This window comes from Arthrobacter sp. 754, assembly GCF_040548695.1.
In the GTDB taxonomy this organism is placed as follows: Bacteria; Actinomycetota; Actinomycetes; order Actinomycetales; family Micrococcaceae; genus Arthrobacter.
Window position 1 is genome coordinate 1 of the sequence record NZ_JBEPSC010000009.1, and the last position, 22,535, is coordinate 22,535.

The 22,535-nt window shown below is 65.8% G+C and carries 22 protein-coding genes; 7 read left to right on the forward strand and 15 right to left on the reverse strand.

The window, feature by feature from the left end; genetic code table 11:
* Positions 1-542 precede the first annotated feature (542 nt).
* Genes rpsN through rpmB form a run of 3 tightly spaced genes read right to left on the reverse strand, consistent with a single transcriptional unit; the run spans position 543 to position 1,256 of the window.
* Positions 543-848 carry a 30S ribosomal protein S14 gene (gene rpsN / locus ABIA70_RS20785; protein ID WP_011693742.1) on the reverse strand — a complete coding sequence of 102 codons (306 nt, stop codon included), beginning with the start codon at positions 846-848 and terminating at the stop codon, positions 543-545.
* A gap of 4 nt (positions 849-852) precedes the next feature.
* A complete protein-coding gene (rpmG, locus tag ABIA70_RS20790) occupies positions 853-1,020 on the reverse strand; it encodes a 50S ribosomal protein L33 (RefSeq protein ID WP_011693743.1) in 168 nt (55 codons plus the stop codon).
* A complete protein-coding gene (rpmB, locus tag ABIA70_RS20795; RefSeq protein WP_011693744.1) occupies positions 1,020-1,256 on the reverse strand; it encodes a 50S ribosomal protein L28 in 237 nt (78 codons plus the stop codon). Before rpmB ends, rpmG begins: the two co-directional genes overlap by 1 nt.
* Positions 1,257-1,607: 351 nt before the next feature.
* Between rpmB and ABIA70_RS20800 the strand changes: the two genes are divergently transcribed.
* Genes ABIA70_RS20800 through ABIA70_RS20810 form a run of 3 tightly spaced genes read left to right on the forward strand, consistent with a single transcriptional unit; the run spans position 1,608 to position 4,475 of the window.
* Complete coding sequence (locus ABIA70_RS20800) at positions 1,608-3,083, forward strand: ferredoxin reductase family protein (RefSeq protein ID WP_354149489.1); 1,476 nt, start codon at positions 1,608-1,610, stop codon at positions 3,081-3,083.
* Positions 3,080-3,625 carry an FMN-binding protein gene (locus ABIA70_RS20805; RefSeq protein WP_354149490.1) on the forward strand — a complete coding sequence of 182 codons (546 nt, stop codon included), beginning with the start codon at positions 3,080-3,082 and terminating at the stop codon, positions 3,623-3,625. Before ABIA70_RS20800 ends, ABIA70_RS20805 begins: the two co-directional genes overlap by 4 nt.
* A gap of 55 nt (positions 3,626-3,680) precedes the next feature.
* Positions 3,681-4,475, forward strand: coding sequence for an FAD:protein FMN transferase (locus tag ABIA70_RS20810; RefSeq protein WP_502917244.1), 795 nt, complete (start codon positions 3,681-3,683; stop codon positions 4,473-4,475).
* A 7-nt stretch (positions 4,476-4,482) separates the two neighbouring features.
* Here the strand turns inward: ABIA70_RS20810 and ABIA70_RS20815 are convergent, their stop codons facing one another.
* Entirely contained in the window at positions 4,483-5,244 is a 762-nt protein-coding gene (locus ABIA70_RS20815) for an SGNH/GDSL hydrolase family protein (protein ID WP_354149492.1), read from the reverse strand.
* A gap of 39 nt (positions 5,245-5,283) precedes the next feature.
* Positions 5,284-5,763, reverse strand: a complete 480-nt coding sequence (locus tag ABIA70_RS20820) for a MarR family winged helix-turn-helix transcriptional regulator (protein WP_354149493.1) — start codon at positions 5,761-5,763, stop codon at positions 5,284-5,286.
* 59 nt (positions 5,764-5,822) lie between these two features.
* Between ABIA70_RS20820 and ABIA70_RS20825 the strand changes: the two genes are divergently transcribed.
* Positions 5,823-6,110, forward strand: a complete 288-nt coding sequence (locus ABIA70_RS20825) for a YciI family protein (protein ID WP_354149494.1) — start codon at positions 5,823-5,825, stop codon at positions 6,108-6,110.
* On the opposite strand, the gene ABIA70_RS20830 is transcribed toward ABIA70_RS20825, so the two are convergent.
* From ABIA70_RS20830 to ABIA70_RS20875, 10 genes are all read right to left on the reverse strand, one after another.
* The gene (locus tag ABIA70_RS20830; protein WP_354149495.1) at positions 6,107-6,913 is read right to left on the reverse strand and encodes an SGNH/GDSL hydrolase family protein; all 807 of its coding nucleotides are present in this window, start codon (positions 6,911-6,913) and stop codon (positions 6,107-6,109) included. The two genes, ABIA70_RS20825 and ABIA70_RS20830, sit on opposite strands and share 4 nt — an antisense overlap.
* A gap of 364 nt (positions 6,914-7,277) precedes the next feature.
* A complete protein-coding gene (locus ABIA70_RS20835) occupies positions 7,278-8,318 on the reverse strand; it encodes a siderophore-interacting protein (protein WP_354149496.1) in 1,041 nt (346 codons plus the stop codon).
* On the reverse strand, positions 8,315-9,142 hold the full coding sequence (locus ABIA70_RS20840; RefSeq protein WP_354149497.1) for an ABC transporter ATP-binding protein: 828 nt from the start codon (positions 9,140-9,142) through the stop codon (positions 8,315-8,317). Before ABIA70_RS20840 ends, ABIA70_RS20835 begins: the two co-directional genes overlap by 4 nt.
* A gap of 1 nt (position 9,143) precedes the next feature.
* Positions 9,144-10,127, reverse strand: a complete 984-nt coding sequence (locus tag ABIA70_RS20845; RefSeq protein ID WP_354149544.1) for a FecCD family ABC transporter permease — start codon at positions 10,125-10,127, stop codon at positions 9,144-9,146.
* 128 nt (positions 10,128-10,255) lie between these two features.
* Positions 10,256-11,362 (reverse strand): FecCD family ABC transporter permease, encoded by a 1,107-nt coding sequence (locus ABIA70_RS20850; protein ID WP_502917243.1) that lies wholly within the window; start codon positions 11,360-11,362, stop codon positions 10,256-10,258.
* A 10-nt stretch (positions 11,363-11,372) separates the two neighbouring features.
* On the reverse strand, positions 11,373-12,476 hold the full coding sequence (locus ABIA70_RS20855; RefSeq protein WP_354149498.1) for an iron-siderophore ABC transporter substrate-binding protein: 1,104 nt from the start codon (positions 12,474-12,476) through the stop codon (positions 11,373-11,375).
* Positions 12,477-12,631: 155 nt separating this feature from the next.
* The gene (locus tag ABIA70_RS20860; protein WP_354149499.1) at positions 12,632-13,363 is read right to left on the reverse strand and encodes a hypothetical protein; all 732 of its coding nucleotides are present in this window, start codon (positions 13,361-13,363) and stop codon (positions 12,632-12,634) included.
* Between the two features lie 195 nt (positions 13,364-13,558).
* Positions 13,559-17,014, reverse strand: a complete 3,456-nt coding sequence (locus ABIA70_RS20865) for an ATP-binding protein (RefSeq protein WP_354149500.1) — start codon at positions 17,012-17,014, stop codon at positions 13,559-13,561.
* A complete protein-coding gene (locus ABIA70_RS20870; protein ID WP_354149501.1) occupies positions 17,011-17,907 on the reverse strand; it encodes a DUF4194 domain-containing protein in 897 nt (298 codons plus the stop codon). The genes ABIA70_RS20865 and ABIA70_RS20870 overlap by 4 nt, the downstream gene beginning before the upstream one ends.
* A gap of 2 nt (positions 17,908-17,909) precedes the next feature.
* The gene (locus ABIA70_RS20875) at positions 17,910-19,370 is read right to left on the reverse strand and encodes a DUF3375 family protein (protein WP_354149502.1); all 1,461 of its coding nucleotides are present in this window, start codon (positions 19,368-19,370) and stop codon (positions 17,910-17,912) included.
* 154 nt (positions 19,371-19,524) lie between these two features.
* Between ABIA70_RS20875 and ABIA70_RS20880 the strand changes: the two genes are divergently transcribed.
* From ABIA70_RS20880 to ABIA70_RS20890, 3 genes are all read left to right on the forward strand, one after another.
* Complete coding sequence (locus ABIA70_RS20880; protein ID WP_354149503.1) at positions 19,525-19,932, forward strand: PepSY domain-containing protein; 408 nt, start codon at positions 19,525-19,527, stop codon at positions 19,930-19,932.
* Between the two features lie 171 nt (positions 19,933-20,103).
* On the forward strand, positions 20,104-20,394 hold the full coding sequence (locus tag ABIA70_RS20885) for a hypothetical protein (protein ID WP_354149504.1): 291 nt from the start codon (positions 20,104-20,106) through the stop codon (positions 20,392-20,394).
* Between the two features lie 75 nt (positions 20,395-20,469).
* Positions 20,470-22,515 (forward strand): acyl-CoA dehydrogenase family protein, encoded by a 2,046-nt coding sequence (locus ABIA70_RS20890; RefSeq protein WP_354149505.1) that lies wholly within the window; start codon positions 20,470-20,472, stop codon positions 22,513-22,515.
* Positions 22,516-22,535: the final 20 nt, after the last annotated feature.

Below are 22,535 nucleotides of genomic sequence, written 5' to 3' on the forward strand. Positions count from 1 at the left end.
TCAACAAACTTGGCACACTATTGAGTTCTCAAACAACAGACACACCCGTCACCACCACAACACTTCTCAGCCGTGGATCGCTCCGGAGCAACTTTTCAAACTTACCCGAATCCCCGCCCCGATGCAAATCCATCTTCCAGGACCAACACCAGCAGAAACCCGACCCCCACACCACATCCAGGCGCTCAAAAGAACTACCAGAATCTGGTCTTGAATTAGGGGATTTGGCCGCCCGCGGTAACCAGCTCTTCACTGTTCCCCTCGCGGCGACTTAGAAAACAATACACCCACCCAACCCCCACCGCAAATCCCCCCACACAACGAGCCGAAACCCCGCCGTTCCGGGCCCAGAGGCGGCATTGGCTCCCAAAACCAGGCGCCGCCGTCGTACGCGGCTTCTGTGTGCTGCAGCACAACCATGCAGCAGGCTCCCGCCCGGCGGGACGGCGGCGCCTAAACAGACCGCAACGCTTAAAAGCAGAAGGGCCGGCAACCAAACGGTTGCCGGCCCTTCTCAAGCAGCTGGAATCAGCGGTGCTGGATTACCAGGAAGACTTGGTGATGCCCGGAAGCTCACCACGGTGAGCCATGTCGCGGAAGCGAACACGGGAGATACCGAACTTCTGGAAAGTACCGCGGGGACGGCCGTCGATGATGTCGCGGTTACGCAGACGGACGGGCGACGCGTTGCGGGGCAGCTTCTGCAGGCCGAGGCGTGCGGCTTCGCGTGCCTCATCGGTGGACGCAGGGTCAACCAGAGCCTTCTTCAGTTCGAGGCGCTTTGCAGCATAACGCTCAACGATGACTTTACGCTGTTCGTTCTTGGCGATCATTGACTTCTTAGCCATGTGCTTAGCGCTCCTCTCGGAATTCGACGTGCTTACGGATGCGGGGGTCGTACTTCTTCAGAACCATGCGGTCCGGGTCGTTACGACGGTTCTTGCGCGTCACGTAGGTGTAACCCGTGCCCGCGGTCGACTTGAGCTTGATGATCGGACGTACGTCCTTGTCCTTAGCCATTAGAGCTTCACTCCTCGTGCCAGGATGGCGGCTACGACTACGTCGATGCCACGCACGTCGATGGTCTTGATGCCACGGGCAGAAACCTGCAGCGTGACGTTACGGCGCAGGGACGGAACCCAGTAGCGCTTCTTCTGGATGTTCGGATCGAACCGACGCTTGTTGCGTCGGTGCGAGTGCGAAATGCTGTGCCCAAAGCCCGGCTCGGCTCCGGTCACTTGGCAGTGTGCTGCCATGACTTCTCCTCAAGAATTGAATGTAATGATCCGCATATCTGCTGCAGGATCATGCGTCTAGGTGCGACCCAAAGTGATCAGGGTGAACGGTTAGTCACGCAACTTGAGCCCCTAACTACCGGCTACCCTGGAGAAATTACCGGGCCACCGGAGCAATTGCGCACGCTCCGCGCACTTAGCGCTTACCAAGTCTACGAGTTGAGGCAATTAAAGACCAATCCGCCTCGGCGGGGTGTATAAGGTCCATGCATCGGCGGCAGTACTCCGGGCGGCCACATCGCCGCTGCACTCATAGCTGAGCGGCCGGTATTTTCACAGCTGAATGATAGCTTCGGGGTTCATGTTTGAAGCATGACAACACAGCTCCGGCCAGCCACTCCGGCCCAAGACCGCTCCGGCCACCGGAGCCCCCGTCCAGTAAAGGGCCGCGCTTCCGGCTCCGGAATGTTCCACCGGCAGCACGGCCGCCGGCTGCTCCGCAAGGATGCCCTGACCGTCACCGCCTGGGGCTCCGTCGCCGCAGCGGTGGCTTTGTGGCTGGCCGACGGCGGCGCAACAGTAGTCAATTCGGTCGCCTCCGCATTTACCGCGCTGGGCATCGTGGCGGGACTGGCAGGCATGGACCTGGTTCTGCTGATGCTGCTCCTGGCGGCCCGGATCCCGGTGATTGACCGCACGATCGGACATGACCGCGCGCTGGAATTCCACCGCAAGCTTGGTAAGCCGTCCCTGTACCTCCTGCTGGGCCACGGACTCCTGATAGCCATCGGCTACGGGATGGCGGAGGGGCTCGACCCCATCAGCGAATCGGTTGCCCTGTGGGTACTGGTACCCGATATGTGGCTGGCCTTCGTGTCCATGGCCCTGTTTATCGCCGTGGTGGTCACTTCGCTGGTGGCCGTGCGGCGCCGATTTCCCTATGAGTTTTGGTACGCCGTGCACCTGCTGACTTATGCCGCCGTCGGCACCTCCCTCCCCCATCAGTTCAGCGTGGGCGGGCTTTTCGCGGAGGGGACCTGGCAGCGCTGGTACTGGCTGGCCATCTGTGTGGCCACGGGCGCGGCCCTGCTGTACTTCCGGGTGCTGCAGCCGATCTTTGCCACGTCCCGGCATCAGCTCACAGTCAGCCGGGTGGCCAGCGTCGCCCCGGGCGTGGTGAACATCGAAATGACGGGGTACCAGCTGGACAGGCTCGCCGGACATGGCGGACGGTTCTTCATCTGGCGCTTCCTCGCCCCGGGCCTGTGGTGGCATCCGCACCCCTTCAGCCTGTCGGCAGAGCCCCTGGCTCCTGGCCCAGGGGGCGAGTCAAAGCTGCGCATTACCGTCCGGAACCTGGGCCGCGGTTCAGCCCAGCTCATGAGGCTCCGGCCCGGGACCAGGGTTGCCGTGGAAGGCCCGTACGGAATGTTCGGTACGGCCGCGCGCACCCGGGACAAAGTGGTGATGATCGGAGCCGGAATCGGCATCACTCCCCTGCGCGCCCTGCTGGAAAGCACCCCGTTCGCCCCCGGGGACGCCACAGTCCTGCTGCGGGGCCACAGCGAAGAAGAGCTCTACCTGGGATCCGAAATCCTGGAACTATGCGAGGACCGGGGTGCGCGGCTGTTCCATCTGACAGGTCCGCGGGTGCGGTGGGACGCCAACAGCTGGTTGCCCGAAGAAGCTGTCCGCGCCGGCTACAACCTCGCCTCGTACGTACCCGATATTGCAGATTCGGACGTTTACATCTGCGGCCCGGCAGCCTGGGCCCGCAACGTCATCTCCGCTGCCCACGCTGCCGGCGTCGGGGCGGACCAGATCCATCACGAAAGGTTTGACTGGTGAAAGCACGGGGAGCAGTATCAGCAGCGCTGGCCTCGGCCGGCATCCTCCTGGCGGGCTGGCAGGCCGGTGCACAGGTAGCGGAAATCCGCAGCTCCGTCGTGCCGGCGGCCACCGGAACCGGCACTGACGGGACCGGCTCGTCCGGGTCCACGGGGTCGTCAGGCGCGTCAGGCGCGTCCGGTTCGTCACGCGCGTCTGGCGCGTCCGGCTCGTCAGGCACATCCGGTTCGGCAGCCTCGGGTTCCGCCGGAGCGGCGGCGGCTGCCGCGGCCACGTACGACGGCGCCGTGGTAGCGACCCGGTTTGGCTCGGTACAGGTGCAGATCACCGTCAAGGCGGGAGCCATCACCGACGTCACGGCCCTCCAGCTCACCGACGACGACCGAAAATCCATCCAGATCAGCAACCGGGCCGCACCTTTGCTGCGGAGCGAGGTACTTGCGGCCCAGTCGGCCAAGGTGAAGAGCATCAGCGGCGCCACCGTGACAAGCAACGCCTATCTCACGTCCCTCCAGGCAGCCATCGATGCCGCAAACCTCTGAGCGCCACCGCGGCCTGGCTCCGCCGCCTGTCCTGAAAGCCAGGACATTCCAGAGCATGGGCACAGTCATGAGCCTGACCATGCCGGTACCGGCGGACCCACACACTGCCGGGGCAGGCAACGCGGGTCCGGAAGGAAACACACCCGACGGCGAATTGGCAGCGGCTGCCGCCGTCGTCGAACGCGTGTTCCGTGAACTGGAGCGGACGTTCAGCCTGTACCGGGCGGATTCCGAGGCGAGCAGGCTTGCGCGCGGCGAGCTCTCGCTCCGGACTGCGTCGCCTGCAATGCGCGTGGTTTATAAGGAGGCGATGCAGTGGCGGTTGAGCACCCAGGGCGCATTCACAGCGGAGAGGCCCGACGGCGTGCTGGACCTTTCCGGACTCGTCAAGGCATGTGCGATCCGTGAGTCGGGGACCTCGCTGCTGGCGCTTGGCCGTCCCGACTGGTGCCTGAACGCCGGCGGGGACATCCTGGTCTGCGGTTCGCCGGGGCCCGGGAGTGATAACCCGTGGGAGGTCGGCATCGTGGATCCCCTGGACCGCGGGGCGTTGCTGGCTGGGTATCCGCTGGGCCACGGACGCCGGCACGCTGCCTTGGCGACGTCGGGTTCGGCCGAGCGGGGTGACCACATCTGGGGGCGTCCTGCGGACCGGTCCGCGTTTGTCCAGGTGTCCGTTGCCGCTGCGGACATCACGACGGCGGATGTCCTGGCCACGGCGATCGTTGCCGGTGGCGAGCCGATGCTGGACCGGGCCACCGAGGGCTGGGATGTTGCCGTCCTGGCGGTCCGCGCCAACGGGGAACTGCTCGCGACGCCGGGCTTCCGCCGCGGGCCGTCCAATAGGTGAAACTCCGCTATAGGTGCGTGAGCTGCGGGTACTTGGGGGTCAGGCCGTCGCCGGAGGACCTGCCGGTAACCCGGCGGACCACCCACGGCCCGGCGAATTCGCGGACCCAGCGGGCGTTGGCGCGGAGGGCGTCGGCCCGGCTGAGTTCCGGGACCGGGGTCATGGGCGGTACCTCGATGGAGTGCTCGTGCTGCAGCACCGTCAGGACGCGTTTGGCCATGTTTGCGTGCCCGGCGGCGGACATATGCATCCGGTCCTGGGCCCACATGCCCCAGTCGTAGTACTCGTTGAAGCGCCAGTAGTCCACCAGCAGCGCCCCGTGGTCGCCGGCAATGCCGCGGACCAGTTCGTTATAGATGGCGGTGCGGCCGCGCATGGTGCTGAAGACCTTGGAGCCGCGGGCGTCGAATCCCGTGAACACCACCACGGTGGCACCGGTGGCAGCCAGCTTGCTGATGCCGGCGTCGTACTCGGTAAGCAAATCATCGATGTCGATCCTGGGCCGCAGGATGTCATTGGCGCCTGCGTAGATGCTCACCAGGGTGGGGTTAAGTTCGACGGCGGCATCCACCTGCTCTGCCATGATCTGGCGGAGCTTCCTGCCGCGGATGGCGAGGTTGGCGTAACCGAAGCCGGGATCAGCAGCACCCAGCTGCTCGGCGACACGGTCAGCCCAGCCGCGGACACCGTTGGGACGGGTCGCATCATCGTCGCCGACTCCTTCCGTGAAGGAGTCACCGAGGGCTACATACCGGGCCGAAAAATCCATAGCGCCAGTGTGTCATCTGTTGCTGCGAGCAACCAAGAATCAGCTTTCGCGGAGGATCCAATGGTCATCGTCGAGGCGGGCAACAATTTTTTCCCCGATGCGGGCCAAGTCGTTGACGTCGCGGTCCGTCAAGGCGTCCAGGAACTTGTTGCGGACGGCTTCCACGTGACCCGGCGCCAGCGCCACCAAAGTGGCCATCCCGTCGTCGGACAGGTGAGCGGTGGTGACGCGCGCATCGCCGGGGTGCGGGCGCCGCTCCAGCCATCCGCGCTTCTCCAGCTTGGACACCACGTGCGAGAGCCTGGACAGCGAGGAACTGGTGCGGGCGGCCAGTTCGCTCATCGGCAGAAAGCGGCCCTCCGCCTCGGACAGCATCGCCATGACGTTGTAGTCGAACAGCGACACTTTCCCAGCCGTGTGCAACTGGTTGTCCAGCGCGGCGGGAAGCATGGTGTTGATGCTCAGCATGGCCAGCCAAGCACGGCGTTCATCGGCGTTGAGCCAGCGCGGTTCGGTCATGCGTACATTCTATGCTTGACGGTTCAAGTTGCACGTCGGCGCCCCGGTAGCATGGCCCTATGTACGTTGTGTCGCTGACTTACAAGGTGCCCGAAGACATCGTGGAGTTCCACCTCGCCGCCCATGTTGAATGGTTGAAAAATGCCTTTGACGACGGCGTTTTTGTTGCCGCCGGGCGCAAGGTCCCACGCACCGGCGGGCTGCTGCTGTCCAGGGCCGACCGGCCGACCCTCGAAGGCAGCATTGCCAAGGACCCTTTTTACGTCAACGGCGTGGCTGATTTTGAAATCATGGAATTCGCGGCCAACAGGGTCGCCCCGGGCTTCGAGAACCTGCTTGATACCTAGGACTTACCGGCCTTGGCCCTGTTTTTTTCCGCCAACTTCTTGAGCCCGCCTTTACGCGGCACCTTGACCGGCTCCGGCCAGCGCGGTGTGAGGGTGTCGCCGAGCGTGATGCCCCTGATTTTGCGGCCGAAAAGGGGCAGCACCCACTCCCTCACCCAGCGCCGCTGACGTTGCTCCCACTCCCTCAGGCTGAGCCTTTCGGGCGGATCCCACTCCATGGGACGGATCTTGTGCGGCACCCCGAGCTGGTCCAGGACCTGCCCGGCGAGGTATTTGTGGCCGGCCTTTGACATGTGCAGCCGGTCCGAGTCCCACATCCGCCGGTCATGGAAGGCGTCCAGGGACCAATAGTCAACCAGGACGGCGCCGTACTTGGCCGCGATTGCCCGCACACGCTGGTTGTAGAGCGTGTTCCGCTTCTTCAGGAGCTCCAGTACCGCAGACACCTTGACGTCGAACCCGGTGAAGAGGACCACAGTGGCCCCGCTCCCGGCAAGCCGCGCCACGACGTTTTCGTACTCGTCCATCAAGGACGCCATGTCGGTGCCGATGTCCAGGATGTCGTTGCCGCCCGCGTACAGCGTAATCAGCGTCGGATCCATGGCGAGCGCAGGCTCCAACTGATCGCTGACGACATGCCGCAGACGCTTGCTCCGAATGGCCAGGTTGGCATACTCCCACCCGGGGTCGGCCTTGGCGAGCTTCTCCGCCACCCGGTCTGCCCAACCCCGCACCCCGTTGGGCAACCGCTCGTCCCGGTCCCCCACGCCCTCGGTAAAGGAGTCCCCCAGGGCAACGAACACACGCCGCCCACTCGAAGGAAGCAAAGAATCAGCACACACCCCAACACCGTACCCACCCAAGGAAACACGAGGGTTAACAACCAGCGACAGGTGGCGCCTGAGCGTTTGGAAAAGACCCACGGGAACTGCAAGAGCGTTTGGAAAAAGGCGACAGGAAGTGCCAGAGCGTTGGGATGCGACCCGTGGAGGCGAGATGAGGCACCGTCGGCGGCGTTTCTTTGCAGGGAGCGCATCGCCGACCAAAGCGGAGTAAGGCCGCCAGCGGCCGAATGAAGCGAAGGAAGGTGTCTAAGCGACGGCAAAGGAGCGCCGACGACGCACCCCAGCCAGCAACCGCTGGCTTGTGGCCAAACCAGCTAAAGGCTTAGAGCTCGGCCTTGCCGCGGCGCCAGTAGCCCATGAACGCAACCTGCTTCCGGTCGATCCCCACGTCCCGCACCAAGTAGCGCCGCATGTCCTTGATCACGGCTGCTTCACCGGCGATCCAGGCGTAGAACGGCATGCCGCCCGCCGGAACGCCGGGGTTCTTGCTGGCCTCGATCTCGGCGGTTTCCATCCGTGCCGGGGTCTCCCAGAGGATGTCCACGTCCACGTTGACGTCCTCCGGCTCGGGGCCTGCGCCGGCGTCGGACGCTTTGATCCCCACCCAGCCCGGAACGGGGACGGCCTTGCGTACCGCTTCCTGCAGCAGCTCGCCGTGCGGGCGGGACCGCCCGATGGCCGCGCCGCGGGCAAGCCAGGTGATCTGGACGTCGGCCGGTGACGTGAGGTCCAGGAAGTCGCCGGCCTCCGGGACCTCCAGGAAGGCGTGGCCGGACATGTAGGGCGGAAGGCTTTCGAGGATGGCGGCAATGGCGGGAACGGCGGTTTCGTCGCCGGCGAGGAGGACACGCTGGGCCATTCCTGGCCGCCACTCGATGCCGCCGTAGATCTCGGCGGTGTAGCACTGGGCGGCGCGGTTGTTGGGGCCGATGATGGTGATGGAATCGCCCGGCTTGGCGTTGAGGGCCCAGTTGGCGGCCGGACCGCCGTTGCCCTCCGCGTCAAAGTGCACGACGAAATCAACGTCGAGCTCCGGATAGACCGAGTCCAGCCGCGATCCGCGGACCGTGTAGGTGCGCATGGAGCCCCGGACGGCAGGGTCCATGGCCAGCCATTCCTGGTACCAGCCGGACTGCGCCATCTCGAAGGGCGGCAGGGGGATCTCCTTGCCTTCCTCCGCCAGGGAGGGGATCATCAGCTTGATCCGCAGGTCCAGGGTGTCGCCGTTCACGCCGAAGTCGCGCAGGCAGTACCCGCCAAAAGTTATTCTGCGGAAGTTGGGGCTCAGCTCCTGCACGGAGGAAACGGTGACCTCGAAGGCCAGGGTCATGGGCTCGGTGGCGGCTATTTCGCGGGTCTTCATGAAACGAGCTCCAATTCAGTGGCGGTGATGTGGTGGCGTCCGATGGGAATGATCAGTGGCGTGCCTGAGACCGGATCAGGGATCACCCGGGATTCGAGGCCGAAGACGCTGCGGACCAGCTCTTCGGTAACAACTGCAGAGGGATCGCCCAAGGCAACGACTTCGCCGTTCTTCATGGCGATGACATGGTCCGCGTAGCGTGCCGCGAGGTTCAGGTCGTGCAGGACGATGGCCACGGTGGTGCCGCGTTTGCGGTTCAGGTCCGTGACGAGGTCCAGGACTTCCACCTGGTGGGCCAGGTCCAGGTAGGTGGTGGGCTCGTCCAGCAGCAGGACCTCCGTTTCCTGGGCCAGTGCCATGGCAATCCAGACGCGCTGGCGCTGTCCGCCGGAAAGTTCATCGACGTTCCTCCCGGCGAGGTCCAGCGTTTCAGTCGCCTCGAGCGCGCGCTGCACGGCGAGATCATGGTGTGACGAGTCACCCGGGCTCCAGCTCCGGAAGAAGCCCTGGTGCGGGTACCGCCCACGCCCCACAAGGTCGCGGACGGCGATGCCGTCCGGCGCGGTGGGATGCTGCGGAAGGAGTCCCAGGGTGCGGGCCAGTTCGCGGGCTGGACGGGAATGGATATCCTTCCCGTCCAGCGTGACCGCCCCGCCCGCGGGTTTGAGCAGGCGGGACAGGCCGCGCAGGAGGGTGGACTTGCCGCAGGCATTTGCGCCCACGATCATGGTCACCTTGCCTTCGGGGATATCGGCCGTGAGGCCGTCCACCACGCAGCGCTGATCGTATTTCAGCGTAAGGTCCTTGGCGCTGAGAACAGCCATGTCAGGCATCCTTCCGGTTGGCCGTGACCAAAAGCCACAGCAGGAACGGGGCACCGAGCGCGCCGGTGATCACGCCGACGGGCAGCACGGTGCCGTCCAGCAGCAGGGGGGCAATGTTGGCGGCGAAGTAATCGGCCGCCAGGACAATGAGTGCGCCAACAAAGGCCGACGCCGGCAGGCTGGCTATGTTCGTGACGCGCCGGGCGATGGGACCGGAGAGGAAGGCGACGAATGCCACCGGGCCTGCTGCCGCCGTCGCCACCGCCGCCAGCGCGACTGCGGTGACCACCACGGCGAGTCGGGTGAACCCGACGCGGATGCCCAGCCCGGCCGCGGCGTCGTCGCCGAGTTCCAGGATGCGGAGCGGGCCGGCGAGGGCCATGACGGCCGGGACCAGGACCAGGAGTGCCAGGGACAGCATCGCGGCGCGGTCCCAGTTGGCGGAGTTAAGGGAGCCGTTGAGCCACACCAGCACGTCCGCGGCAGTGCGGATGTCGGCTCGGGTCATCAGGAAGTTGACCACTGCGTGCAGGGCGGCGGCGATGCCCACACCGGCCAGGATCAGCCGGTTTCCGGCAGCGTTTCCGCGGTTGCCGCCGCCGGAGCCGAGTGATCCGCCGCGGGAGATGGCGTAGATAACCGCTGCCACTCCCAGCGCTCCGGCCAGGGCAGCTCCGGAGACTGCCGCGCCGGATGCACCGAAGACCACGATGGCGGTGACTGCTGCCGCGCTGGCGCCGTAGCTGATGCCGATCACATCGGGGCTGGCCAGCGGGTTGCGGAGCATGGTCTGGAACAGTCCGCCGGCCAGGCCGAAGGCCACCCCGATCATGGTCCCGATCACGGCCCGCGGCAGCTTGTTTTCCATGACGACGAAGCTGGCGCCCGGGATCCGTTCGCCGCCCGTCAGGTGGGCGATAACGATCTTGAAGAAGTCCGGGATGGTCACGGTGTAGCTGCCGAGCAGGACGTAGACGGCAACCATGACCACCACGCCGGCTGCCAGCAACCCCGTCCGCCAGCCTTGCGCTATCACTTTTGGTCGCCAAAAGCCGGTTTTGACGACCGGAAGTGATAGGGCAACGGGGGGTTTGGGGACCGTTTCGGTGAGTTTCACAGTCCGGCCCCTTTCCCGCGGCGGATCAGCCACACGAAGACCGGTGCGCCGATGAGGGCCGTCATGATGCCGGCCGGGACCTCGCCGGGGAGCAGGATGACGCGGCCAACGATATCGGCGCCGAGGAGCAGCGCCGGGGCCAGGAGCAGGGAGAACGGCAGGATCCAGCGGTAGTCAGGACCCGTCAGGGACCTGACGGCGTGCGGAATGACCAGACCGACGAAACCGATGGGGCCTGCCAGCGCCGTGGCCGAACCGCAGAGCAGCACAATGCCCAGAGCTGTTATGGCCCGGGTCAGGCCGACGCGCTGGCCCAGGCCGCGGGCGATGTCATCTCCCAAGGCCAGGCTGTTGAGGATACGGCTGGTGGACAGGACGATGAGTGCCCCCACAGCGAGGAACGGCAGGCCGGGAAGCACCACTGACCAGTCCCGTCCGGCAATCCCGCCCACCTGCCAGAAGCGGAAGCGGTCCAGGGTGTCCTGGCTGGAAACCAGGATGACGTTCATCAGCGAGAACAGACCGGCGCTGAGGGCTGCCCCCGCGAGGGCGAGCTTGACCGGCGTCGCACCGTCCCTGCCCAGGGATGCGATGAGGTAAACCACGACGGCGGCAGCCGCTGCGCCGATGAAGGCGAACCAGATGTAGCCGGTCAGGGATGAGATGCCGAAGATGTAGATGCCGGTGACCACGGCCAGGGCGGCACCGGCGTTGACGCCCATGATGCCGGGATCGGCCAGCGGGTTGCGGGCCACGCCCTGCATGGCTGCGCCGGCCAGGCCCAGCGCACCCCCGGCGAGCAATCCCAGAACTGTGCGCGGGATGCGGGCATGGACAACGGCATGGTCCCCGTTACCGGGTTCGGACTGGACGAGGGCCTGCCACACGGTGGCCAGGGAAAGCCCGCGGGCACCGACCGCCAGCGACGCGGCAGTCAAGACAATAAGTACGACGACGGCGGCAAGCAGCCAGGCGGCTTGCTTGCCCAGGGGGCGCGCGCGGCCGCCGGCCGGACGCTGAGAGGTGAGGAATCGGCGCATTGGCGGCACCAAACCGCCGGGACCTCGCCGCTGGGTGGGCGCCGTCGTCGTACTGTCCGTCATGGAACGGTGCTTACTTCACTGCGGCGGCAATTTTATCCGCGGCGCTCGCCAGCTGCGGCAGGAACGTGTCCAGTGACCACGGCAGGCTCAGCGGGGAGGACGCGGAGATGGAGAGCGTCAGTGTGTTGTCCGAATCGGCAACCAGGGCGCCGTTCCGGATGGCCGGGATCTGGCCGAGCAGTGGGTCCGCCTTGATGGAATCGGCGGTGGCGGCGTCCGGGACCCAGGTCACGAAGATGTCGGAGTCCAGTTCGTTGGCCTTCTCGGCGGACCACTTGATGAAGAACTCCTTGGAGCCCTTCGAGTTCTCCTCCACAACGGAAGCGGGCTGCATGCCGATCCCGCTCAGGAAGCGCGGACGGTTGTCGTTGGCCGTGTAAACGTTGACGCCGTCGGCAGAGGCGGGCTCGAGGTTGCCGTAGATGAAGCTCTTGCCGGCGATCTGCGGGTACTTCGACACCTTGTCCTTGATGGTGGCCTCGGTATCGGAGACCAGCTTGGCGGCCTCCGCGTCCTTGCCCAGGGCCCTGCCGATGATGGCGGTGGAGTCCTGCCAGGAGGTTCCGTAGGCCACCTCGGGGTGGGCCACCACGGGGGCGATCTCGCTGAGCTTCTTGTAATCCTCTTCGGTCAGGCCCGAGTAGGCCGCCAGGATGACATCGGGGGTGAGCTTGGCGATCTCGGTGAAGTTGATGCCGTCGGCCTCCGAGTACTGGACCGGAGCCTTCTCCGAGCCGAAGCCGGCGCCGAGTTCAGTCAGTGCCGCGTCTTTCCAGGGGGTGGAGCCCTGCTCGTTGCCGCCCCATTCGTTCTTGGGAACGCCCATGGGAACAACTCCCAGGGCAATGGCGACGTCGTCGTTGACCCAGGAGACTGTTGCGACGCGGGTGGGCTGCTCCTTGATGGTGGTCTCGCCGAAGACGTGCTTGATGGTGACCGGGAACTGTGCGCTGCTGGTGGTGGAAGCGCCGTCGTCCGATGTGGAAGCTGCGGGTCCGGTGGCGCAGGCAGACAGCGTCAGAGCTGCCGCGGCCAGGACGGCAGTTGCCTTGCCGGCTGACTTGAACAGCGTGCGGCGGGTGGCAGTCGGGCCGGAAAAGTGGGGGGAAGTCACTGAACTCCTTAGGTGAATGAAGCAAACCTAAGTAAGGCTAGCCTAGCCTCTTGTGAAATACGCAAGGTTTACGTACCTTAATTGCCCGACGTGACAAAGGACACAGGAAAGCGCTCCCCCACTTCCGTGAAGGAGCGCCTGTGGTGCCTGCAGTGTCAGCGGTAGGACATGCTCATCAGCAGGGTCTTCAGTGCCTGCCCCTCGGTCCCGGAAAGCCAGGCCTTGGCGGCGTCGTCGCTCGCGAAGGGGTTATCAACGAAGGTCACTTCGGCAATCAGGACCCGCTCACCGATGCGGATGAGCCCCGGCAGCCCCATCTCAGCCCCGGCGATGGGCGCCCCCGCCGTCAGGTGCATCCGGTATTTGGCGATGTCGTTCACGTTGTCCACATAGAAGGAGTAGTGGGCGGCGGGTTCAGGCTGCCCTTGAAGACCGGGAACCGGAAGGGATTCAAACACGGTCCGGACCACGGGACTGCTCACGCCGTCGGCAATTACGCCGGTGAAAATCTCGGCCTGCCTCTGCCCGGTCGCGTCGTAAACGGTTGCTGTTCCCACGAACGGGGAGGAGGACGCCTCAAACAGCTCCACGCGCCAATCCGCGGGGTGCTTGAACGACAGCCGACCATCCGGGAACGTATACGTCGCCAGCCCGGCAGTCGCTGGAGCGGACGACGCCGGAGCGGACGACATCGGCTGCTCACCAGCCGTCGTCGGGCTCGCCATGCTGCTGGGGGCGGGGGTGGCGCTCGCCGGCGCAGAGGAGGTGACCCCTGCGGTGGGAGTACCGGCAGCGCCTGATGAGACGTTTGCCATGCAGCCCGTAAGGGTGAGGGCTGCGAGGGTCGCGAGAGCCGCCAGAGCGCGGGCGCGATTTGCTGGGTGCATTGGTGGTGCCTTTCAAGAAAAGGCCGTCAACCTCGGCAGGCGTTAGACGTGGGACCCAGCGTTCCGCGGCTACCCATCAGGGAGGATGAAGGCGACTGTTTGATGTCCACCAGAATGGCATCCGCCGCACAACTCCGACTAGGACTTCCGCAATATATCCATCGATTTGTTATAAAAACGTTCCAACGGTCACAGCTAGCGCAGGACGATGTCCACAGGGTTCGCTTCGGACCGCCAGGTGCCTTCTTCGCCGGGCCGCGGCCGTATCACCGGGGCGGTCAGGACACCGGACCGGTTGGTGCGCTTGTCCCGCAGGATCTCCGTGACGGAGCCGAGGTGCCTGGACAGGTCGATCACGTTCTCCGGGGCGGCGAGCAACAGCTGGAATCCGAACTCGTGCAGGGCCTTGATGCCCGCGCCGGCGAATTCCTCGGAGGCCAGGACGAAGGCCTCATCCATCATCACCGTGCCGTAGGTGGTGAACCCCTGTTCGGCGATGCCCAGCTGGTAGCTCAGGGCCGCAGCCATGATGAAGGCGGTAAAGCGCTGCCGTTCACCGCCTGACATCGAGCCGGTGTCCGCGTGCATGTAGACGTCGGTCCGCTTGCCGCCGCGGGGTCCGGCAACGTCGCGGTGCTCCTTGCACTGGATGAAAAGGTGCCCGCGGACGTCGAGCACTTCGGCACGCCAGCGGCGGTCCTCCGGGGTCTGGGAACCCAATCTCTTGACCAGCGTTTCGAGGGCTTTGTAGCGGGCGGTGAGCTCGGCGTCGTCGTCCCCTCCGGGTGCGGTGGTGTCCGCACCGCCGCGGGAGGGCCGGGTGTGCCGTGCCTTCAGCGCGTTGTGGATGGCGTCCTTGAACTGCCTGGCCGTGGCCGGCATGGTCTGCTTGATGTCCAGTTCCAGGAAGCTGCCTTCGTGGAAGTTGACCTCGGCCAGGATGCCGTTGAGGGGCAGGATCCGGCTGGAAATGGAGCGGCGTTCCTCATCCAGCAGGTGCAGCAGTGTGCTGAAGGATTCGTGGGTGCGCTGGTTGAAGAACTGGCGGAACTCCGATTCCTGGGCGGGCAGGCCGTCGCTGACGATGGCGTGGTAGCGGGCTTCGAACTCCCCCGCAGCGCCGATGGACGTGCCGTGGTCAGCGGAAATCGCCGATCCCCACTCACGCACAAAGCCTTCGAAGATCCGGGTCAGGCGCTCAGAGGTTGCCTGTCCCCGCGTCTCGGTTGCGTGCAGGTCCCCCAGCAGCGCCGTCCGGACACGGTTGGCCAGGTTGTCCAGCTCGTGCATCTCGCTGATGTCACCGAAGTCGGTGAAGTAGGGTTCCAGGGCGGTGACGGTGGCGTCCGACGGCGGTGCCTGCTCCAGGCGGGTCCGTGCGGCTTCCAGCAGGGAATCGGCGGCGCTGAGCTGCCGGTCCAGCGACTTGTACTCGCTTTGCAGGACGGCCGCTGCCTCGGTGCTGGCCTGGTGTTTCCGGCGCGCCGTTTCGATGTTGGCCCGCAGCGGTTCCAGGTCCGCCTGTGCAGCCAGGGCGTCCTTGAGCCGCTGTTCAATCCTGGTGAGTTCCTCGCCGGCGACGACGGCTGAAACCTGCTCCCACGTCCGGTGGTCCTCGGCAATGCGCCGCAGAGCATCAAGCTGCCGGCTCATGCCCTGGTGCGACTCTTCGCGGCTTTGCGCCAGCTCGGCTGCCTTGGCCAGTTCCTGCTGCAGGTCTTCCACCTGCGCGGCCACAAGCTCCAGCTTGGCGGCGTTGTCGAAACCGAGCACGTAGTCCTGGCGGCTGGTGAAACGGTCGTCCTTTTCCACGGTGTGCCGGTTTCGTTTGACCACACCGCCCAGGCTCAGGCCCTTGTCCAGCTGCGCCAGCTCGTCAGGATCCTCTACGCACGGGTACGCGAAATCGAGGGCGATCCGCTCGCGGATCCACGCCCCGGCGTCCGAAACAGCACCGCTGGCGAGGATATCCAGCTTGGTGAGCAGATCGCCGTCGCGCGCGTCCTCCACGGCCAGCGCACCGCCGGCGAGCGGCTTGGACACGTCCACGGCGCGGATGGCGCCGCGCACCTTGTGGTCGTTGAGGTAGCGGGTCACCGCGGCGAAGTGTTCGCCGGGGACCAACAGTGTGGTGGCCAGATTGCGGAGCGCGCGCTCCGCGGCCGGCCGCCACTGCTCCTCCCCGTCGGCAAGGTCCATCAGCTCGCCGCCGAACGGCATCCTGTCCTCGGGCACGCCCGTTGCGGCAGCGATCGCCGCACGGTTCTCAATGCTCGACGGCGGCAGCAGGGACTTGCGCGTCTTCAGCGACACGAGCTCCTGCTGGGCCGCGGCCAGCTCGCGTTTCTTGGTGGCGTGGCCGTCAAACGCTTCAAACCGGAGTTCCTGCAGTGCCTGGGAATCATCTTTCAGCTCCGCGGACCTGGCTGCTGCCTGCTCGTGCGCCTGCTCCCAGCCCTGAGCCGTCCACTCCAGCTGCAATCCGGCGTCGGACAGTGCCTTGCGCGCTGCTTCCTCCACCTGCTGCCGGAGCCTCAGCCCAACTTTGGCGTTCTCCAGCGACTGCTCGATCGCGGCGATCGCATTGCCGCCCTGGTTGTTGTAGTCGGCCTCCAGCTCACGCAGCTCCTTGGCCAGTCCGTCCCGGACAGAACGCTCAGCCCCGAGTTCCTTGGCCTTTGCCTGGGCCAGTTCCTTGATCCGGGCCAGCGTTTTCTGGTGCACCGTGACAGCGAGCTGCTGTTTGTAGGCCTCGAACTCCTCGCCGGCCAGCTCCCGGAGCCGGTTCGCGTCCAGCAAAGCCTGGGCGTATTCCCTGTTCAGCCCGGGAACGGGGGCAAGCTGGTCGCGCTGCTGCCGCACGTCCTCCAGCCGCTGCCGGATGGACATGAGGTTGCTGAATTCCTCCACCACATCGTCCGCTGCGGCGAGGGTGGCAGGGGCATCCAGGACCTGGTCGCGGAAGAAGGTGTTGACGCTGCCCCCGAGTCCTTTGCCGGCCTGGATGACACGGAGCAGGGGCAGGGCCTGGTCCGAGCTGATGCCCAGGAGCCGGCGGAAACGCTCCGCGAAGGCCTTGTGGACATCGAAAACCTGGGCCTCCGGGAAGATGGCCTCCAGCGCAGCCTTCGTGAAACGCTTCCCGGTGATGTCCTCGATGGCCGGCAGGTCAAGCGGCTTGTTGTCGATCAGGTAGAAGCGCCCGACGCTGGACTCCGTGCCGTTCTTGGGCACGTCGAACAGGGCGGACACCGTAACGCGCGTGCCCGCGGCGTTATCGAACGTCAGGCCCACGGCGGACCACGTGGCGCCCGGACGCTGGAAGGCACTGGCCGAGCCTTCGCCCACGGCCTTGTCGCCCACCTTGCCCCGCATGTACGTGAACGTGGTCCTCTTGTCCTCCACGGCACCGCCGGCGCGCTGGGCAGCCGCCTCGTTCGAGCGCGGCCTCGCGTCAAACACCCGCAGCATGGCATCAAAAAGCGTGGACTTGCCCACGCCCGAGTTGCCCGTCAGCAGCGTCCCGTTCCGGTCCACGTGCATCGTGTGCGCCCCATGGAATGTCCCCCAGTTGACCACCTGCACCAGCGCAAGCCGCATCTGGCCCGGGTTCGTGAGCTCGCCCATCGGCAGCATGGTTGCGATGCTCACTTGGAGTCCTCCGTTGTGGTGGTTGGGTTCGGCTCCGCAGCCGATGCCGCCTCCGCCCCTTCGCCGCGCAGCATTCGTCCTTCGGCGTGGTTGGGTGCGTCACCGGGGGCGTCGTCGTCTTCAGCCGCGGAGTCCGTGTCGAGCTCCAGCATTGCTTCTGTTCCTGTGGCATCTGTGGTGGCTGCCACCAGGGCTTCGATTTGGGCCGGGATGTCGCCGATGTTTTCGAAGGGCAGCGCGAGGGGGAGGGCGTTGGAGATGGTGTAGACGTCGTCCAGGGGTGTGGTGATGAGGAGTTGGCGGGCCAGGAGCTTGGTGATGGCGCGGGTGACGACGTCAGAGTCGCGCAGCGCGTCCTGCTGGCCGGCGGGCTGGTAGTGGGCCACGAGGTCTGCGATTTCCTCACGTGTAATGGTGGGGTCGGTCTGGGCCGTGACGTGGCGGTCCAGCAGGAGGCGCAGGCGGAGCAGGACGATGGTTTCCACCCGGCTCAGGGCACGCTGCTGGCGGAGGATGCTGGACCGAGTGCTGCCGCCGATCGCGTCGGGATCGACGGGGCGCAGAACGGCGATCTTCCGCTCGTGGTCCAGCTGAAGCGTGAGGAAGAGCTCAGAGAGGCGGCTGCGGAGGATCAGCTGGTTGTCCAGCAGCGTGGTCCACAGTTTTTCGTCCCGGCCACCGTCGACGTAGGGGCCCTTGAGGAGCTTCACCAGTGCTTGGCGCACCTTCATGGAGAGCACTCCGGTGTCGCCCGGAAACAGGGCCGCACCGTCCACAAAGGTGTCCCGGGGCGTGACGGCGAAGGGGCGCTCTGAGCCGGATGCCGCCCCCGGCTCAGCAAGGGGCGCATCCTCCTCAACGGGAGGTGCCGCCGTCGTGATCTCTTCGGTCATCGTCAATCCTTCTTGAGGGTAACCACCGGCAGGAACGCCTTGCGGGTGGTGCCGTCGATCTGTTCGAAGTCGAGGCCGTCCCAGGCTCCGCGGTCGAAGTTCGCTCCGGACTGCAGCGCATGCGAGAGCAGCGCCCGGATGGAGTTGATGTGCTGCTCTTCAGGCGGCAGCTGGGCCCAGGCTTCGGCAAGGGTGGCGGCGCCTGCAACGGCTGCCCGGATGGCCTCCGGCCGCGCCTTGCCCGTCCTGGGCGAGCGCGTCCGGTCGGAGTCGCTGAACGCGATGGGATCCGCGAGCTTTGGTGGCACGGCAAACTCGTCCGGATCGTAAAGCTTGACCATGGCCAGGGACTCGAAACCAGCGTTGAACAGCACCGGGCCACGGACCAGGCCGGGCCGTTCCCGTTCGTACGGGAGGGACCTGATGGCCTGCTCGGCCTCGCGCAGGACCTTCCGGAGGCGGACGGACTGGCGGAAGTCGTCGCTCTGAACGTAGGTGTTCAGGCTTTCGCTGAGCTTGCCGTAGATGCGCTGGATCTGGCTGTGCTGCTGGCGGAGCTCGGCCACCAGGTTCTTGAGGGTCTCGCGGTCCTCCGGCGAGAGGTCATCGGCGAACTGCCTGCTGAGGACTTCACCGATGGCCGACCGGAACCGCACCTGCTGCTGCGGGTCCTCCAGAAAGGCTGTGAACGACCGGAAAGTCCGGCCTTCGGGACTCTGCCGGAGCCGCTTGTCCGCCTCAAGCACCTGGGCCATGGTGGCGCCCTTGCTGAGCGATTCCTCGATGATCTGGTTGCGCAGGGCGCCCACCAGTTCCTCGATCCGGTCGCGCATCTTCTTGTAGTCCGCGGGCAGGCTGGCGGCGAGATCCAGGATGTTCCCTGCGGCCTCCACGGCTTCGTCGTCATCGAGCAGGCCGTCGAAGCCGCCGGAGCTGATGTCCTGGATCAGCTGCTGCCGCTCCCCGATTTCCTCGGCGAGGGATTCGAGCCGGGCGCTCTGGTCCGGGTTGGTCTCGTTGGCGAGCTTCTCCACATCGCCCAGGAGGGTGCCCAGCCGGGAACCGTTCAAAGTGGACCGTTCACTGGAGAGGCTGTCGAGGAAGGCCAGCACACGGGCCGCGGGTTCGGTGACCTCATAGACAATCTGCCCCGACTGGTTGCGGCGGGTCAGGAAGTTCTTGCGGGTCCACTCATCGGCGTATTTTTTTCCGGAGGCCGGGCCGTCGGCGGAGCCGCCCAGCCCCGGGTCCTGCCGCCTGAGCTGCTCAAGGAAGGAGTCGACGTCGGCGTGGAATTCTTCGAGCGGAAGCTGCGGACGGGTACGGGTAAAGGATGCCTGCAGAACGGCGATGACCCACGGGGCGGAGCGTGTCAGCGCCCAGGCAGGTCCTTTGGTGAGGAGTTCGAGGTCCCGGAGCCGGGCGCTGATCGCGTCAGCAGATGACCTGGCGGAGCGGGGCACACACTCTCCTTCGGCTGGCTTGTGATTCCGGGGGACGGGCAGTGGATTCGGAAAACTGCCAACTACAAGGTTAACGCAGGCCCGCAACCGATGAGGCGTTGAACCTTGCCGGCCGCGGGGGCACACTGTTTAGACCATCTGAGAGGAGTTTGTCGTGCGTGAAAAAGCTGTAGTGATCACGGGCCTGGTGGCGGCGGCTGTCATCCTGGGCGGCGCCGGCGTAGCGGTCGCCGCGAGCGCCCGGACCGGCGGAGATCAGCCCGCGGGCGGAACTGCTGTCAACGCCAACCTGTCCTCCCTCGTGTCCACCGGTACTACGGGGTCAGGAGACGACGACGACGCCAATCTCGCGCCCCTGAACACGCCGGATCGGGACCAGGCCGCGAACGCGGCGCTGGCCAAGGTGGGCCAAGGCAGTGTGATCGAGGTTGAACGGGAAAACGACGGAAACGTCGCCTACGAGGTTGAAGTCAGGCTGGACAACGGCTCCGAGGTTGAGGTGGCGCTCGGCGCCGACTTTGCCGTCCTGAACCAGTCTGCGCCGGAGTCCGACGACGACTGATGTTATCGCGGACCGTGACTTCCGCGACCGCTCCGTGACCTACGTCCCGGTAGCATTTCAATCCCATATCGACCCGCTCCACGGGTGCGCCGGGTCTGGCTCAGTCCGGCGGCGACCCCCTACGCTCATGCTACTGGTCTCAACCGAAGCAATGGCGCAGCAGGGGGAAGCATGCAGTTTGATCTAAGTGCAGTGGAAACAGCCACCATGGTGTTCGTCGGAACCCTGGTGTTCGGCCTGCTCCTGGTGGGCTTCGTCCTCACGGCAGGGTTCCTGGCCCTTGTCCTGGTGGGGGTGGGAAAGCTTGCCTGGTTCCTCGTGTCCAATACCCTGCTGGCTGTGGTCCACGGCATCAACCATGGCTGGGACCGGCTGGTGCACCACGCCTCCACAGTGGAAGTTCCGGGGGACTTTCAGGGCCAGCCATCCCCTAGCACGGGAAGCTACCCGCGGGTAATATAAGGGGACAGCTGAAGGGTTCTCCAACCCGGCGGATCCATGGCTTGAACCGGCCATCCCGGGCAGAGGAGATACCCCATGAGCTCCGCAACTGACAGTCCTGCCGCCAACACCGCTGTCCCCAACACCAGTGCCGCCACCAGCACCGCCGCCGATGCCCCGGCCGCAGACGTTCCTGTCGCTGCCGGCAACCTCGGCCCTGAAGTTACCGCGGCCGAAGCGCGCGCGGTCTCCGAGGCCGCCCGTGAAACGGGCTGGGACAGGCCGAGCTTCGCCAAGGGACTGTACCTGGGAGACTTCGACCTCAGCCTCATCCACCCCTGGCCAAAGGCTCAGGCTGAGGACGTGGAGCGCGGCGACGCCTTCATGGAGCGCCTCACGGAATACGCCCGCACCATGTCCGGCCGCGCGATCGAGCGTGACGCCAAAATCCCGGACGAATACATCAGGGGCCTGGCCGACCTTGGCGTGTTCGGCATGAAGATCCCGCAGGAGTACGGCGGCCTGGGACTGTCCATGGTCTACTACGGCCGTGCGCTGGCGCTGCTGGGCAGCGTCCACCCGAGCCTCGGCGCCCTGATCTCGGCGCACCAGTCAATCGGCGTCCCCGAACCTGTAAAGGTCTTCGGGACGCCGGAGCAGAAACGCGAATACCTGCCCCGCTGCGCAGCCGGTGCCATCACCGCCTTCCTGTTGACGGAACCGGATGTGGGCAGTGACCCTGCCCGGATGGGGAGCACCGCAGTTCCCACGGACGACGGCGGGTCCTACATCCTGGACGGCGTGAAACTCTGGACCACAAACGGTGTGATCGCCGAGCTGGTGGTGGTGATGGCCGTGGTGCCGGCGCGCACCGATGCGGACGGCACGCACCACAAGGGCGGCATCAGCGCTTTTGTGGTGGAGATGGACTCCCCCGGGATCACCGTTGAGAACCGCAACGCGTTCATGGGGCTGCGCGGCATTGAAAACGGCGTCACCCGCTTCCACCAGGTCCGGGTTCCGGCGGCCAACCGGCTCGGACGCGAAGGCCAGGGGCTGAAGATCGCCCTCACCACGCTGAACACCGGCCGGCTCTCGCTCCCGGCGCTGTGCGTAGCCTCCGGCCGCTGGAGCCTGAAGATCGCCCGGGAATGGTCGAACGCCCGCACCCAGTGGGGCCAGCCGGTGGGCAAGCATGAGGCGGTGGGCAAGAAAATCGCCTTCATTGCTGCCACGACTTTTGCCTTGGACGCCGTGTTCGAACTGTCGGCGGAACTGGCGGACGCCGGCCAGAAGGACATCCGGATCGAGGCGGCCCTGGCCAAGCTGTGGTCCACCGAGATCAGCTACCTGATCGCCGACGAGCTGGTCCAGATCCGCGGCGGCCGCGGCTTCGAGACGGCCGAGTCCCTTGAGGCCCGCGGCGAACGGGCGGTGCCGGCGGAGCAGCAGCTCCGGGACCTCCGCATCAACAGGGTCTTCGAGGGCTCCTCGGAAATCATGAAACTGTTCATCGCCCGCGAAGCCGTGGACGCCCACCTTGCCGCCGCCGGTGCCCTCGCGTCCATGGATGCGAGCCTGCAGGACAAGGCGAGGGCCGCCGTCGGGGCTTCGGGTTTTTACGCCAGGTGGCTGCCCAAGCTGGTGGCCGGCGCAGGCATGGACCCCCGGTCCTACAGCGAGTTCGGCCGGCTGGGCAAGCAACTGCGGTTCGTGGAGCGGTCCTCCCGGCGGCTGGCCCGGCAGACGTTCTATGGCATGGGCCGGTGGCAGGCGAAGCTTGAACTCAAGCAGGCGTTCCTGGGCCGGGTGGTGGACATCGGGGCAGAGCTGTTTGCGATGGCCGCCGCCTGCTCGCGGGCCGAGATGCTGCTTCACACTGCTCCGGAGAACGCAGCAACTGCTTACGAGCTTGCCGAGGCGTTTTGCGAGCAGGCCCGGGTGCGCGTTGACGGGTACTTCGACGAACTGTGGCGTAACACTGACGACGGCGACCGTACTCTTTCGCGCAAGGTGCTGGCCGGCGACTACACCTGGCTCGAAGCCGGCGTCCTGGACCAGTCGGAGGGCACGGGCCCGTGGATCGCGGACGCGACGCCGGGGGCCTCGACAAAGGAAAACCTGCACCGGAAGTACCGCTAGCGAGATAGTAAGCATTCTTG

Excerpts from the sequence above, each read along its gene's own strand:
- rpsN (WP_011693742.1), bottom strand. The coding sequence starts at position 848 with ATGGCTAAGAAGTCAATGATCGCCAAGAACGAACAGCGTAAAGTCATC.
- rpmG (WP_011693743.1), bottom strand. The coding sequence starts at position 1,020 with ATGGCTAAGGACAAGGACGTACGTCCGATCATCAAGCTCAAGTCGACC.
- rpmB (WP_011693744.1), bottom strand. The coding sequence starts at position 1,256 with ATGGCAGCACACTGCCAAGTGACCGGAGCCGAGCCGGGCTTTGGGCAC.
- ABIA70_RS20800 (WP_354149489.1), top strand. The coding sequence starts at position 1,608 with ATGACAACACAGCTCCGGCCAGCCACTCCGGCCCAAGACCGCTCCGGC.
- ABIA70_RS20810 (WP_502917244.1), top strand. The coding sequence starts at position 3,681 with ATGGGCACAGTCATGAGCCTGACCATGCCGGTACCGGCGGACCCACAC.
- ABIA70_RS20815 (WP_354149492.1), bottom strand. The coding sequence starts at position 5,244 with ATGGATTTTTCGGCCCGGTATGTAGCCCTCGGTGACTCCTTCACGGAA.
- ABIA70_RS20820 (WP_354149493.1), bottom strand. The coding sequence starts at position 5,763 with ATGACCGAACCGCGCTGGCTCAACGCCGATGAACGCCGTGCTTGGCTG.
- ABIA70_RS20825 (WP_354149494.1), top strand. The coding sequence starts at position 5,823 with ATGTACGTTGTGTCGCTGACTTACAAGGTGCCCGAAGACATCGTGGAG.
- ABIA70_RS20835 (WP_354149496.1), bottom strand. The coding sequence starts at position 8,318 with ATGAAGACCCGCGAAATAGCCGCCACCGAGCCCATGACCCTGGCCTTC.
- ABIA70_RS20840 (WP_354149497.1), bottom strand. The coding sequence starts at position 9,142 with ATGGCTGTTCTCAGCGCCAAGGACCTTACGCTGAAATACGATCAGCGC.
- ABIA70_RS20845 (WP_354149544.1), bottom strand. The coding sequence starts at position 10,127 with ATGGTTGCCGTCTACGTCCTGCTCGGCAGCTACACCGTGACCATCCCG.
- ABIA70_RS20850 (WP_502917243.1), bottom strand. The coding sequence starts at position 11,362 with ATGACGGACAGTACGACGACGGCGCCCACCCAGCGGCGAGGTCCCGGC.
- ABIA70_RS20860 (WP_354149499.1), bottom strand. The coding sequence starts at position 13,363 with ATGCACCCAGCAAATCGCGCCCGCGCTCTGGCGGCTCTCGCGACCCTC.
- ABIA70_RS20870 (WP_354149501.1), bottom strand. The coding sequence starts at position 17,907 with ATGACCGAAGAGATCACGACGGCGGCACCTCCCGTTGAGGAGGATGCG.
- ABIA70_RS20885 (WP_354149504.1), top strand. The coding sequence starts at position 20,104 with ATGCAGTTTGATCTAAGTGCAGTGGAAACAGCCACCATGGTGTTCGTC.
- ABIA70_RS20890 (WP_354149505.1), top strand. The coding sequence starts at position 20,470 with ATGAGCTCCGCAACTGACAGTCCTGCCGCCAACACCGCTGTCCCCAAC.